The organism is Bacillus proteolyticus, from assembly GCF_001884065.1.
Classification (GTDB): Bacteria; Bacillota; Bacilli; order Bacillales; family Bacillaceae_G; genus Bacillus_A; species Bacillus_A proteolyticus.
This window is the reverse complement of sequence record NZ_MACH01000003.1, coordinates 1-14,723: the sequence shown is the minus strand read 5'-3', so window position 1 is coordinate 14,723 and position 14,723 is coordinate 1. Positions and strand designations below refer to the sequence as shown.

13 protein-coding genes and 2 pseudogenes are annotated in these 14,723 nt (G+C 33.1%); 1 reads left to right on the top strand and 14 read right to left on the bottom strand.

Annotated elements, in window-relative coordinates; translation table 11 throughout:
- Window position 1: 1 nt before the first annotated feature.
- The 9 genes from BAQ49_RS01095 to BAQ49_RS01055 form a co-directional block, all read right to left on the bottom strand.
- The gene (locus BAQ49_RS01095) at window positions 2–742 is read right to left on the bottom strand and encodes a glycosyltransferase family 32 protein (protein ID WP_071743870.1); all 741 of its coding nucleotides are present in this window, start codon (window positions 740–742) and stop codon (window positions 2–4) included.
- 103 nt (window positions 743–845) lie between these two features.
- Entirely contained in the window at window positions 846–1,919 is a 1,074-nt protein-coding gene (locus BAQ49_RS01090) for an EpsG family protein (protein ID WP_000469601.1), read from the bottom strand.
- 150 nt (window positions 1,920–2,069) lie between these two features.
- Window positions 2,070–2,972 carry a glycosyltransferase family A protein gene (locus tag BAQ49_RS01085; protein WP_070145562.1) on the bottom strand — a complete coding sequence of 301 codons (903 nt, stop codon included), beginning with the start codon at window positions 2,970–2,972 and terminating at the stop codon, window positions 2,070–2,072.
- Window positions 2,973–3,002: 30 nt separating this feature from the next.
- Window positions 3,003–4,094 (bottom strand): hypothetical protein, encoded by a 1,092-nt coding sequence (locus BAQ49_RS01080; protein WP_070145563.1) that lies wholly within the window; start codon window positions 4,092–4,094, stop codon window positions 3,003–3,005.
- Between the two features lie 57 nt (window positions 4,095–4,151).
- A complete protein-coding gene (locus BAQ49_RS01075) occupies window positions 4,152–5,252 on the bottom strand; it encodes a glycosyltransferase family 1 protein (RefSeq protein ID WP_084667300.1) in 1,101 nt (366 codons plus the stop codon).
- Window positions 5,237–6,391 carry a glycosyltransferase family 4 protein gene (locus BAQ49_RS01070; RefSeq protein ID WP_071743869.1) on the bottom strand — a complete coding sequence of 385 codons (1,155 nt, stop codon included), beginning with the start codon at window positions 6,389–6,391 and terminating at the stop codon, window positions 5,237–5,239. The genes BAQ49_RS01075 and BAQ49_RS01070 overlap by 16 nt, the downstream gene beginning before the upstream one ends.
- 115 nt (window positions 6,392–6,506) lie before the next feature.
- Window positions 6,507–8,321 carry a polysaccharide biosynthesis protein gene (locus BAQ49_RS01065; RefSeq protein ID WP_071743868.1) on the bottom strand — a complete coding sequence of 605 codons (1,815 nt, stop codon included), beginning with the start codon at window positions 8,319–8,321 and terminating at the stop codon, window positions 6,507–6,509.
- 441 nt (window positions 8,322–8,762) lie between these two features.
- Window positions 8,763–9,422, bottom strand: coding sequence for a CpsD/CapB family tyrosine-protein kinase (locus tag BAQ49_RS01060; protein WP_071743867.1), 660 nt, complete (start codon window positions 9,420–9,422; stop codon window positions 8,763–8,765).
- Window positions 9,412–10,110 carry a YveK family protein gene (locus BAQ49_RS01055; protein WP_000409967.1) on the bottom strand — a complete coding sequence of 233 codons (699 nt, stop codon included), beginning with the start codon at window positions 10,108–10,110 and terminating at the stop codon, window positions 9,412–9,414. The genes BAQ49_RS01060 and BAQ49_RS01055 overlap by 11 nt, the downstream gene beginning before the upstream one ends.
- 370 nt (window positions 10,111–10,480) lie before the next feature.
- Between BAQ49_RS01055 and BAQ49_RS31975 the strand changes: the two are divergent.
- Window positions 10,481–10,596: pseudogene (locus BAQ49_RS31975) on the top strand (transposase); the annotation flags it as partial.
- A gap of 192 nt (window positions 10,597–10,788) precedes the next feature.
- Here the strand turns inward: BAQ49_RS31975 and galU are convergent.
- The 5 genes and pseudogenes from galU to spoIIID all read right to left on the bottom strand — a co-directional run bounded on the left by galU (window position 10,789) and on the right by spoIIID (window position 14,473).
- Window positions 10,789–11,670: a UTP--glucose-1-phosphate uridylyltransferase GalU gene (gene galU, locus BAQ49_RS01050; RefSeq protein ID WP_000757802.1), complete on the bottom strand. Its 882-nt coding sequence runs from the start codon at window positions 11,668–11,670 to the stop codon at window positions 10,789–10,791.
- A gap of 236 nt (window positions 11,671–11,906) precedes the next feature.
- A pseudogene (locus BAQ49_RS31970) lies at window positions 11,907–12,188 on the bottom strand (glycosyltransferase); the annotation flags it as partial.
- A 144-nt stretch (window positions 12,189–12,332) separates the two neighbouring features.
- Window positions 12,333–12,578 (bottom strand): glycosyltransferase family protein, encoded by a 246-nt coding sequence (locus tag BAQ49_RS31965; protein ID WP_002094341.1) that lies wholly within the window; start codon window positions 12,576–12,578, stop codon window positions 12,333–12,335.
- Window positions 12,579–13,037: 459 nt separating this feature from the next.
- Window positions 13,038–14,039 (bottom strand): rod shape-determining protein, encoded by a 1,002-nt coding sequence (gene mreB / locus BAQ49_RS01035; protein ID WP_000457994.1) that lies wholly within the window; start codon window positions 14,037–14,039, stop codon window positions 13,038–13,040.
- Window positions 14,040–14,200: 161 nt separating this feature from the next.
- The gene (gene spoIIID / locus BAQ49_RS01030) at window positions 14,201–14,473 is read right to left on the bottom strand and encodes a sporulation transcriptional regulator SpoIIID (protein WP_000544010.1); all 273 of its coding nucleotides are present in this window, start codon (window positions 14,471–14,473) and stop codon (window positions 14,201–14,203) included.
- Window positions 14,474–14,723 lie beyond the last annotated feature (250 nt).

The following is a 14,723-nucleotide window of genomic DNA, read 5'->3' as shown; positions in this document are numbered from 1 at the left end:
CCTAATTTTTTGTAACAAATTTTCTTATCCGCGCTATATTTTCTCCACCTATAACCTTAGATGCTAACAGTTTTAAACCACTCTTCAATCTTGCTTTAGGTGGTAACCAACTTTTATAAAAATGATGCATTGCATATGTATTTGGAGTAATAAATTTTCTACAGTTAATATAATCATATGGAGAAAAATATGTTTGAGGATAGAAGGCTCCTATCCCACTTATTTCTTGATATTTTCCATTCAACTGTAATCCTTTATTTTTTAGTATCTCGCTTATAATGGCCACATTGGTTAAACTGTCATACTTTCCGTCCTCTTTAATAAAACTTTTTTCTTCGTATGAATCTAGAAACATTCTTATTAACACATTTCCTTTAGTCGCTCCTATTGTACTTGTAGCTATATAGTTCTCTTGTTCAAATCCCCAAAATGAATCATGATGTAGCATATCATCAAAAGATTTGAATACCTCCACATCCGTATCTAAGTAAATTCCTCCAAATTTATAAAGAGCGTATACTCTTACATAATCACTTACAAATGCAAATTTTTTGCATTCATAGGCTTCCTTGACATATAAATTACAATTTATATCAAAATTATCTTCATTCCACTCAATTATTTCATAACCAGCTAAATTCTCTTTCCAGCTATCTATACATTTTTTTACTATTATAGGTTTTTCTCCTTTACCAAACCAACAATAGTGAATGGTGCGTGGAATCTTTTCTGTAAATGCCAACTCAGTATCCCCTTTCTAAGCTATATAGAATAATATACCTATACACCTAAATTTCCATATTTCATTGATCAACTAGTCATTAACATATTTCACTTTAAAAAACTTAGAAATTTAAAAAATTACTTTTATAAATAATGTTTAATGTTATTACATTCTCGTATGCATAGAAAATAAAATAAAATACTAATATTGCATAATAAACTAGTTTTTGGTCTTTATCAGTAAATAATTTTATAATCCATGAAATTAAAATTAATTGGTATAATCCAAAATATATAGAAAATCTTGCAAAAATCCAATTTTGTGTTGAAATTATCATGAATACAAGTCCTAATATAGACATATTTACTACATAGTCACTTTTAGGAAATATTTCCCTAAGTTTCTCTCTTCCAATGTAAGCAATAATAATTGGAGGAATATTAACTCCAACTCTAAGTATATTTGCTCCGCCCTCAGAAAAGTTCTTGTAATCCCCATACTGACTATCTCCTATGACTGAGAATAACGTATCTAAAAATTGATTAAACCCTATAACTATGAATACAGAGCAAAAAAGGGTTACATACGTTTCCCATGACCATGCTTTTCTCCTAATCATAAAATATATTGGAATAAGGATAAGTGCAGTTTGATGTATTGTTGATGCAAATAGAATAATTAGAATATACTTTTTCCAGTTACCTTCAAATATATATTTTGTTGCAGCAAAAATAATTGCTGCTGCAAGAAATTGCCTTATCCCATTCATTGATATTAAATACATTCCACCTGTTATATATACATATAAACTTAATTCGAACATTCTTGTATATTTATATAAGACCAACACAATAAGTACATTTGTTATTAGTGCCGTTACAAAAATCAATATTTGAGGGTCATTAGAGAACTGTTTTAAAATCATCTGAAGCACATTAAAACCCATATCTTTTCCTTCTTTTATATGTTCCCAATCAAACGTATCTTTTTTATAAGAATACATATAAAAAAAAGTATCCCCGATATTATTACGGAGACCAGACACCATTACAAGAATAACTATTGTTAAAAATACTAACAGCTTATTTGGCTTTGATTGAACAATGTGTGGTCCCATTATTACAGGAGTAGAAAAATATCTTGCTAAAAAAGAAAGAATATAAACTAAGACCAGCGTAACCCAAAATATAAACATTTTTAAATTCCTTTCATATTATAGATTGTAAATATAAAACTCTTTGCTATTCTTTAACCAAATAATTCAATAATATAGCCTATCAGTCCTATATTTCTCTTACAATCTAAATACATGTGACAATAAAATACATAGTTAATTAAAGACCTACTATTTATTTTTCAAAACAGTAGCTTTACTCGTCTTTTGAATATAAAAATGAAGCATAATCCCAAAAGGTGTAGCCACCAAAGTAATAAGCTTACATGGGGACTCAATAAGAAATTTATAGTTTTTGATCATCAAGTTGCTAGATACATAATGTATAGATTCTCGAAATTTTTCTTTTAATGTAGGAGCATATTTCATAGCAACTTTTCTAAAGAATGAGAACCCTTGGGGGTTTTTTCTATATTGCTTAATAATGTTCATGCTAGATCCATCTGCTAAATACTCAACATGACAAAGAACTTTATTCATGATGAGTAAAGGCTGCTCTTGATCAATAAGAATATATTTATAACTTAAAGGACAGTACTTTTCGCCCGGAAATATTGGATATGGTGGGGTTTTTCGTGTTAACTCTGATCGATAAACTAACTTTTTATCACCTGTGACTTTATATTTCGCATGCAAATCTGTCAGTTTAGATTCCTTCACATGTTCCGGCATCATCGTTCCAATAACTTTTCCATTTGGATTAGCGTCTAATCCTATTATGCCAGCGTAATCATTACTTCCATACTCCTTCCAAAAACGAGTGATATTTTCAACGGCATCATCCGCCATATAATCATCAGAATCAATACAAACATTAAGTTCCGTATCAATTAATTCGTAAGCAGTATTATGTGCCCCGTGCATTCCCTGATTCTCTTGATAATGATACTGAATTGAGATACTGCCTTGGGAAATCCAATTTTCTATTAACTCTCTTGTGTCATCTGTAGATCCATCATCAATAATTAACCAAACAAAATCCTTACTTGTCTGTCGCTTTAAACTTTCATAACATAAATGCAGCGTGTAAGCACGGTTAAATGTAGGTGTAAAAATTGTAAGAGTAGGTTTCAATTTACATCTCTCCATCAATCATCTAATCTATTAAAATTCATCCCCTAATATTGTTAATATACTATTTAATACTAATCTATCAGGTCTTACATATTCATGGTAATATCTATAATTGTTAATCATCATTTGATATCTATAATTTTCATCATTTGATAAAGTATATATTTGATTTATACATTCTTCTGGTGTTTTAAAAACAAGATAATTTTGACCATCACGAAAATCACCTGGGACTTCATAATGTAATTCTTCTGTTACTATAGCCTTGCTTGCTGCAACATACTCTGCAAATTTCCAACCAATAGATTGATGTAATCCCATAGTTGCAATACAAATTGCAGATTCTTTTACCTTTCTTAGGTAATTATTCCGTTCAGTAGCTTTTCCGTCTTCTATAACAATATCTGCATAATTTTTATATGCAAATTCTGATGGTGCTACTCCCCCATAAAATTTATCTCCAAACTCTTTTCGACAAAGTCTAATGCATGTTGCTCGAAAATCATTAATATATGCACGTTCTTCCTTTTTATTCGAAGAAATTTGCCCTTCATAATCTCCATTTACATCCCATAACCTAGCCATAAAAAGAATTTTTGAATCTATTTCTTTATGAGGTATATCTTCAAAAGAATTAATACGATATAAACCATTGTAATATTGAGACAACGGAACCTTCCGTATTATTTTCTTAATTTTCTCCCTAAGTGGATCTTGAGGCATCGGTGAATGCGCAATATTTCCAGGTATTGTAACCATATAATTTAATCCAAGAGGATAAATTTTTTCCTTATGCCTTAACTTTGAATTATAAAAACTATTAAAACTTCGCTTAAAGTAAAAGTCGTATTTTTCTAACAACACATTCATAAACTCAACATAATCCTGATTTTGCTTAAGCAAATTATCATAACCATCATTAACATCATATAACACTCGAGTTTTCCCGTTGATTATAACTTCCATCATATTATAAGGTAATTGATCTTGATGATTCTTACTAAGTTTCTCTATCCTCAAGTCTATTACTCCTTGTTGAGCAAGTAGAACAAAACCTGCAGTTATATTATAGAGATGCAGCGGAACTTCTCCTAGCCTAAGACAACATGAAACTCTTGACATCATTGTGCTCCTTTTTAATCCTTTAGACATTATTTAAAATATAGAAGTTACTATTAATTAAAGCGCTTGAAGATAAAAATTCTCAAGCCAAGTAGCCGATTCACTTATATCATATCCTTCTTTCTTGATATATCCTTCTACATCTTGCATACGTTTATTGACATCCAATATATCCTGCGCCCATATTTCGGGAGAGGTATTTATGCTTTCAAAACTCACTAGACCTGCTCCCATGTCTACTTCTTTAGTTATCGCATCCGAGATTACACAAGATAACCCAGCTCCTTGCGCTTCTATAAGAGTAACAGGCAATCCTTCATGAATGGATGGGAATGCAAATACATCAAAAGCTTGAAGTAAATGGTCGATATCGCTCCTTATGCCAAGAAACTTTACATTAGCCCCTAAATTTAATTCTTCCACTTTTTGTTCAATCTTTAACCGTAACGGACCATCCCCCACCAAAACAAGAACGGAATCTCTTCTAAGTTTAACTAACTGAGCAAACACTTCTATAAGGAATCCATGATTTTTTTGATGCGCAAACCTTCCTACATGCCCTACTACAAAGTTATCAACTGTAAGATTTAGTTCCTCTCGTATCTGTTTTCTAATTTCGGGGGAAAATGAAAACTTTTCAGGCTCAATTCCATTTTTTAAAATCGTGGCAGTATCTGTTTTACCTGCAAATAACCAGCGAGATGCTGCATCCGAACATGCTAAAAGATGTGTTGCACTTCGTAATATATACTTCCCTGCATACCACTTATATACTTTCGCAGCAGCTCCACCTTCACTGCTAGTATTGTGACTATGTGCGATACGAACTGGTATACCGGCTTTCTTAGCTGCACGTAACACAAATCCACTCATCTTATCCATGTGTGAGTGTACAATCATATATTCTTGATGAGATTCAAAAAAATTATCTAAAGACTTTATGTATTCGTTATGACCACCATCAGTAATATATGGAATCCTGTGCACTTTCCCACCTAATTCTGATATTTCTGTATCGAAAACACCTTCCTTACAAGTAAGAAAATCAAACTGCACTTTATTTCGATCTATATTCCGGTACAAGTTCATAATAAGGGTTTCTGCACCACCACGGTTCATATTGACTACAACATGTAAGATTCTTAATGGACAATCCAATCTAACGCCTCCGTTCTACTCATAAACATGGTGTAAATATAGCTCTTTTCTTCTAATACTTTATTGACGGCATAATTATTTTTAATAATCTCACGACCAGACTCTCCGAATATGCCTTGTAAGCTACTATTTTCAGCAAGATATTTTATCTTTTCTGCCATTGTCTGTATGTCTTCACGACCTACTGTCCAACCATTTACACCATTTTGAATTAACTCTTTATGGCCCCTGTTCTCACTGGCTATAACAGGCAATCCGCAAGCCATCGCTTCCATAATATTAACTGGTAACCCCTCACGTAGACTGGATGCAACAGAAATATCACAAATAGGTAAAATTTTTGCAATATCATTCCTATAACCAAGGAAATCTATCATTTCAAATACACCCATTTGTTTAGCTAAATTTTTGCAATCATTTATCAAAGGACCATTCCCAGCCAATAGAAGCCTCGCATTGGGAACATGATCTTTTATTAAGGCCAATGAACGAATCAAAAACTGCTGATTTTTATTTTTATTAAACTCAGCCGCATAAAACATTAAAAAATCATCCGGTTTATAACCCATCTCAATCCTTAGACAATTCTTTTGAGGCTCACTAACTGGTTTAAAATATTCTGTGTCCACTCCCACCCCATGAATTTGTTCAATCTTAGGTACTTTAAACTTTCGCTGAACAGCCAAGTTATAATCTTCTTGGTTAATTGTAATGAGGCAATCTGTATAATTTGCTAGCATTTTTTCAATTGGATAATATAACAGCCAATTTGCAAGCGGGGCACCTTTACAAAAATGAAATCCATGCGCAGTATATAAAACTTTTGTTCCATGCTTTCTAGACTTTCTTGCTGCCAAACGTGCAACGGCTCCCCCCATCGGGGTATGGCAATGAATAATTTTATATTGATTTTCATCAATAATATCTTTCAGCTCTTTATAAGCCTTAATATTCTTAAATTGCAAAGGTGACCTTTGAATAGAAATGTCATACTTCTTATCCACATATGGAAGTTCCATGTTGCCAGCAGCAGCAACATGGACTTCCCAGCCTTGTTCTTTAAACCATTTCATATACGGCAAATGAAATGCTTTAAAGTGAAAGTCTACCGTCGCACAAAATAATACTTTATTTTCCATATATATCACCCTACAATTGTTATATTGTAACTAACCACCTGTTCATACTTCATTCTCATTTCTCTACATAGTAAAACATAAGTCTAAGCATATATATGCAGATCAAAATCTATATTTACACCCTATTTTGTGGAGTTATATGACTATTTGCCAATGTCAATACACGTTTTCTTAATTCCGTCTTCTCCAGATTCTTATAAGTTTGGAGAACTGATTCAATTTCGTTTATACAAAGGTTCGATGTTTTACCTATATAAATTTTAGGATGAATTTGTTGTTCATGTATTTCTTCTTTTTTCAATAGTTCTTCAAAGAGCTTCTCTCCAGGTCTTATTCCAGTAAACTCTATTTGTATTTCTTCTAGCGAATTTCCTGATAATGTAATCATTTTTTTTGCAAGATCTACTATTTTCACAGGATCTCCCATATCTAATACAAATATTTCTCCACCTTTAGCTAATGCACCAGCCTGTATTACAAGCTTGGACGCCTCTGGAATTGTCATAAAGTAACGAATCATATCTGGATGTGTAACCGTAACTGGACCACCTTGCTTAATTTGTTTTTTAAACAACGGTATAACACTACCGCGACTTCCTAATACATTACCAAATCTTACAGCCACAAACTTTGTATTACTTGTTTTGTCCAAGTTTTGAATTACCATTTCAGCAAGCCTTTTTGTTGCTCCCATTACACTTGTCGGATTCACAGCTTTATCTGTAGAAATCATTACAAACGTCTCGACCCCATTCCAGCTTGCCGCTTTTGCCACGTTTGTTGTCCCAATTAAATTGTTTTTGATAGCTTCTTCGGGGTTACGTTCCATCAATGGTACATGCTTATGTGCAGCGGCATGATAAACAACTTGAGGCTGATATTGACTCATTACTGACATCATTTTCAGATCATCCTGTACATCAGCAATTTCTGTGGTAACGACAATATCTGTGTCACCGTATAGCTCTTTCAATTCCATTTCGATAGAATAAATACTATTTTCACCATGACCTAATAAAATCAATTGTTTTGGGTTGAATTTTGCAATTTGACGACAAATTTCAGATCCAATTGAACCACCAGCACCAGTTACTAAAATAATTTTATTAGTAATAAATTCTGAAATACTTTCAATATCCAATTCAACAGGATCACGTCCTAATAAATCGTCTACTTGGACATCACGAAATTCATTCACTGAAACTTTTCCAGTCACTAAATCCTCTAGCATTGGAAGAATTTGTGTTTTTATTTTTGTCTTGGAACATTCTTGAAAAATCATATTTAATGCTTTCTTGCTCAGTGAGGGAATTGCTATTATGATGCTATCGATATCTAATTGCTGAACAGCAAATTCAATACGATCAATTCCTCCAACTACCGGTATTCCAAGAATATCCAAACCTTGTTTCTTTATATTATCATCTATAAATACCACAGGCAGTAATTCAGTATCATTACTATTCAAAAGTTGCCTTACAACCATTGTACCTGCAGAACCCGCACCAATAATTAGTGTTCTTTTTTTGTCGTCCCCTTTTTGAATATAAGCATCTCTGAACATCCGCCATAGAAAACGTGATCCTCCAATCAGTAAAATATGAATCATCCAAGTTACAACAAGAAGACGGAAATAAATATCTTGAACCAATATTTGTTGTACTACTGCTGTTGTGATAACAGAAAGTGTGATTGCTTTTAAAATAATTAGCAATTCCCCTACACTTGCATACTCCCATGCTTTTTTATAAAGCTTATAAATAAACGAAAAAATATGATGGCTGAGTAGCAGCGTCATCGCACTCACTACGATGGGAAATGTTATGACATTGAAATCAGCACTTACTAAGAAGCGACTAAAGAAAACCGTAGTTAATACGATTAAGGAATCAATTAAAATTAATAAGGATAATCTCTGACGATATGTCATAATAGGCCCCCCTTTCTAAATTTTTTATATATAACAAAAGGAAATCCTCATAATTGTTATCTTAGAATTAAAAGATTTATATATTGAATATGTCTAGCTAAACATATAGACAAGGAAAATAATCAATAACCAACTAATACAAAGTTCCTATCTACAAAATCCTTTAGAAAGACTTTCTAGACAAGAACCTCAAATAAGTTTGGGCATCTAACCCTCCCTCACACCACACTCTTGACGACTAACGTCTAAGGTTCTTCAACCCACAGTATGATCGAGTGTCTCCATTGATAGTGGTAAGGAGACATCACCGTACCCTATAATTTTTTATAGGTGGTCTTTCATTCTCTACTATAAAACATATGAAAAGCTTCTCATCCTTACGTCACCCATTAGGAAAGCGCTGTATTATCATTTTATGTATAATCAATTCTAATAAATCTCTTATACTTTTTTATTTAGAATAGCCCCTACAAGCTTTCCTTTTGTTAAATCTAAGGCCCTATTCGCTTCAACAACTGCTTCACTAGCAGTTTGATAGCAACTTAGCACCAATAATACCCCATCACATTGACTAGCTAGTATATTTGCATCTATAACCTCAAGAAGGGGTGGAGAATCAAATAAAATAATGTCATACTGCTCTATTGCTTTGCTAATTAAATTTTGCATAGATGGTAAACTAAGCATCTCAGCTGGATTATTAATTTCGGGACCACTTGTCAATATATGTACATTTTTGATTTCTGTCTGCATTACCACTTTTTCTAATGCTGCTTTTCCCTCCAAAACATTTGTTAATCCAGATTTATTTTCCATTCCAAAAATCGCATGTAGTTCCGGAGTTCGCAAATCCGCATCAACAACTAAGACTTTTTCATCTCGCTGAGCCATAGAAACCGCCAAATTTGCCACAGTGGTGGTTTTACCTTCTCCATATCCAGGAGAAGTAATAATTATAGTTCTTGTTTTGTCCGTGCCAATTGCAAATTGAAGGTTAGTACGAATTGTTCGATATTCCTCAGCCATCTTCGATTTCGGAGCGATATGAGCAATTAAATGACTATTATCAAGGATACGGCTTTGCTTTTTATTATGAATCAAATGTTTTCCCCTCCACTATTACACTTTCTCTCTTACTTGTTTTATCTACTATATTATTTTTCTTCATTTGAGAAACACTTCCTAAAACGGGAACTGGTAATAATTTTTCAATGTTACGTTCCGATTTAATTGTTTCATCAAGAGAATCCAATACAAAGACTACTCCGATACTCAGTATAAGACCGGCAGCCAAGGCCATCTCAATCGCTTTTGCATGATTCAAGTTTATCGGTAAAGGATGCTCTTGTACTTTTGCTTCTGTTAAGATGCGGACATTCGAAAAATTTAGGATAGCATTGGCTTCTTCTTTATAAACATTTGCTGTAGCATTGGCAATTTTGACTGCCTGGGCTGGATTAGTATCCACAGCCGTAATAACAAAAACCTGTGACTCTTCAATCTTTCCAACACTGACCTGTCCGTTCAATGCATCTGCTGATTTTTGCGAATTTAATTGCTGGGCCACTTTCTCTAAAACAATAGGTTCCTTTATCATCACTTTAAGTGTAGCTATAGCATCGGCGTTAGCTGGAATGAGGATTCTTGCAGAAGACGCATATAAAGGCGTTTTCATGAAAATGCTATATATACCACCAATACATGCCGCTAATATCGTAATTACTGCAATAATCCAAAATTTTCTTTTTATAACATTAAATAATTTTTTTAAGTCTATTTCCTTTTCCATGTTTCCCCTCCATTACTGTCTATTTGATTAATAAAAAAGCAAATCGTAGGTAAATTAAATCGTATAACCTAAGTTAATTTTGATTATACCGAACATAACTTACTAAATCATAAACAGGATGAATTTTCCGAGTATATATTTTATTCAGAAAATATATACCTTTTTTTCATTAATCTTAATATACTCGATATTCATTTTAGTTCTTGATAATGAACCCGTCAATATAAATTTATACATCAAATCAATCGATTACCTTAGTATATTTAATTCAATTATCCTTATATAAATTCAAAAATAACGGAGTTAGTATAGTCATATGGACACAACTTAGTTAAGTCCTTACAATGGATTTCAAGGAGGCAGTGTCCGGATGACAAACAAGAAATTTAATGAAGAGTTTAAAAAATGGTGGTTGAATTATATCATTCGGGACAATCTGTAAAAGCATTAAGTAGCGAGTATGGCGTATCAGAAGTAACCATTTACAACTGAATTAAATAATGTTCTACAAGTATGATGACCGAAAAAAGAAATATCATTAAAAGGTTAATCCCCAAAACAGATTTACCTTAACTTTTTACCAAGTATATTGACTCTAATTCATAAAAATTTAGCATCCTTTTCTAAAAAAAGACTTCATTTCTAATGAAATAGAAGTCTTTTTTGTGTCGTTAAAACTTAATTATAAACCATTTCGCTTTCTACTAACTTTTTCATATAGTCTAATAGCTCTTTTCTTAGGTTTTCATGTTGCAGTGCCATTTCAACAGTTGTTTGAATAAATCCAAGCTTTTCTCCAACATCATAGCGTATCCCTTCAAAGTCATAAGCAAACACACGTTGGATTTCATTTAAACGCTGAATTGCATCTGTTAACTGAATTTCTCCACCTGCTCCAGTTTGTTGATCTTCTAGGAACATAAATATTTCTGGCGTTAATACGTACCGTCCCATAATTGCTAAATTAGATGGTGCTGTTCCTTTAGCAGGTTTTTCCACAAATTTACTCACTTGATAACTACGATCCTTTTTCTCTAATGGATCAATAATGCCATAACGGTGTGTTTCATTTTCTGGAACCGTTTGAACACCAATTACTGATGATTTTGTTACCTCATATTGATCCATTAATTGACGTAAGCATGGCGTTTCAGCTTGAACAATATCATCGCCAAGTAATACAGCAAATGGTTCATTCCCAATGAATTTACGTGCACACCATACAGCATGTCCTAGACCTTTAGGCTCCTTTTGACGAATATAATGAATATTGATTTTCGAAGACTCTTGTACCTTCTCAAGAATTTCATGCTTTCCTTTTGATAATAGGTTTTGTTCTAATTCAAAAGAATGATCAAAATGATCTTCAATTGCGCGTTTTCCTTTTCCCGTTACAATAATAATATCTTCAATTCCAGACTCAATTGCTTCTTCCACAATATACTGAATTGTTGGTTTATCAACAATTGGTAGCATTTCTTTCGGCATAGCCTTTGTCGCCGGTAAAAAACGAGTTCCTAATCCTGCAGCCGGAATAATGGCTTTTCTTACTTTTTTCAATGAAAATCCTCCTAGTAATCTAAAACGTATTTATATAAATCATAAATCTAACCACTAATAAAAAGAAATAGAGAATTTAATTACAATCCTATATAAAATAAATTATCTATATATTTTATATTTTTAATTTTATGATGTCTACCTATTCATATTTCACACGTTATTATTCTATGACTAAAGATATTACTAATACAACATCAATAAAATATTATATCGATATCTCTGTTAATGCCTTCTTATTCTGTTTTATTTTTTTGTACTTGCTCTTCTAAAATATTTTCCCACTTGTCACCAACGATATTAAAAGTATACCCCTCAACATTCTTTTTAGCCTTGTGACCATATTCTTTTCTTAATTCTTCAGATCCTATTAAAGTCATTAATGAATTAGCAAGATCATCAATATTTCCTTCTTCTACAAGCAATCCGTCTTCTTTATTTTTAATTATTTCAACAGGACCTGTACAAGCAAAACTTACACAAGGAACCCCTACTGACATGGCTTCAATGATACCCCTCCCAAAAGGTTCCTATCTGGAACTTAAAACATAAATTGATGAATTAAGCATCTCACCAATAATATCATTCGTCTTTGGCATTAGAAAAATATTATTATAAGCTTTATGATCAAAAATCTGTTGTCGAAGAAGTTGTTCATCTTCTCACGAACCAAACATTCCCAACTTCCAATCCGGATATTTCTCTATAACTTTAGAAAAAACAGGAACTAAAAGATCGAAATCTTTCTGAGGTACATATCTACCTGCAGCAATCACTACCTTTTTATCCAATCCAGCTGTTTTCTCAGGGATTGCTGTAGCATTTTCTGCTTTATATAACTTTACCCGAGTTCCTTCTAATAGTAATTGATAGTCATTAATTTCTGAATCTGTCAAACAAGTTAACAATCTAATTCCCCATGATATTGACTCAAATCCACATTATCACATTAAAAATTTCCCTTGTTATATTAAATATTGATTCCTTTAAATAAGATCAAATGTACCGTATGTAATTACCTTTTTCATACTTCATTGTCCCCTGTGAAATATTCCCTTTATAATTGGTTAAAGAAAGTAAATTAAAACAGAGATTTCCCCGCATCATGAAATCATAAAAGCCCCTGTAAACCTAAACAAATTTACATATAATTTACATCAGGTTCGCATAAAATTCACAATAGTGATTATCGCATACTTTTCATTTACAAACTATTACCATTAATATGCAGTTTTTGTCATACACACTCTAGGAAAGCGCTTTCTTAGTTAGTTCTACAAAGTTCTATTTATCTTCTTCAACTACAAAAAAATCAGGAAGAAAACATCCTCTTCCTGATTTTTACTACTTTTATACGTTTTTGAACCTTATCGTAATGCACGACGTGGTAATTTATCGATGTTTTCTAACATGATACCTGTACCAACAGCAACACATTGCATTGGGTTTTCAGCAATTAATACTGGTAATTTTAACTCTTCTGCTAGAAGCATGTCGATACCGTGTAATAAAGCTCCACCGCCTGTTAGAATAACACCACGGTCAATAATGTCCGCAGATAGTTCTGGTGGTGTGCGCTCTAGTACGCCTTTTGCAGCTTGTACAATGATAGCCGCGTCTTCTTTTAGTGCTTCTGTAATTTCTTCAGAGCATACTGTAATTGTACGTGGTAAACCAGTTACCATGTCACGTCCGCGAATTTCAAGCTCTTCACTACGTGCACCTGGGAATACTGTACCAATTTTAATTTTAATATTTTCTGAAGTACGTTCTCCAATCAATAGCTTATACTTACGTTTAACGTAGTTTAAGATCTCCATATCAAACTTATCGCCAGCCATTTTGATAGAGGAAGAGGTAACAATGTCACCCATAGAAAGTACGGCAATATCTGTTGTACCTCCACCAATATCAACAACCATGTTTCCGCTTGGCTGGAAAATTTCCATACCAGCACCAACTGCAGCTACTTTTGGTTCTTCTTCTAAAAATACTGTTTTACCACCTGAACGTTCAGCAGCCTCACGAATTGCTTTTTGTTCTACAGATGTGATATTTGTTGGGCAGCAAATTAAAATGCGAGGTTTTGAAAAGAAGCTCTTCACGTCCAATTTGTTAATGAAATACTTTAACATTGCTTCTGTAATTTCGAAATCTGCGATTACACCATCTTTAAGCGGACGAATTGCCACAATATTACCAGGTGTACGTCCCACCATACTTCTTGCTTCTTCACCTACTGCTAATACTTTTCCACTATTACGATCAATTGCCACAACAGATGGCTCATTTAATACAACACCCTTACCTTTAACATGAATTAATACGTTAGCCGTACCTAAGTCAATTCCGATATCTCGCGCAAACATTCCCGTCTTTTCCTCCTCGATATTCAAAATCAGGTTACACCCGAATTCTTTTACACCTAATTTCTGATTTTATCATAAATTTAACAGAAACGTAATATTCGCAAAAAGAATTTTTCTGAAAAACATTACCGAATCTGTAAGGAATGTTTGCTGTTTTGCATTTATTGACGTACAGGCTTTTCTATATCTTCTTTTCTATACTTCTGCTTCGTTGCTTCTCCCCCTCTTAAATGACGAATAGACTTATGATAATCAAGAATTTCTTTCACTTCATTTGCGAGCTCTGGATTAATTTCTGGCAAACGTTCTGTTAAATCTTTATGGACTGTACTCTTTGATACCCCAAACTCCTTTGCAATTACACGCACTGTCTTTCTTGTCTCCACGATATACTTGCCAATCTTGATAGTTCTCTCTTTGATGTAATCGTGCACACCACTCGCCTCCCTAAATTGGATGTGAGAAGTGTGAAATGAGACTCGCTGCATACGACTATGAAGTAAATGTGAGTGCTGTTTGTAAGCGTTAAACATTCTTGGATTTATAATGAAAGGATTCACGATTTCTCACCTCAAACACTCTCTTTGCATTGGTTTATACCATTGTATTGCCCGCACTACTGATATATGCTACATGTTCACTATTTTTGCGGACTAAGTTAAGAAAAATTACATTTTTTTGTGA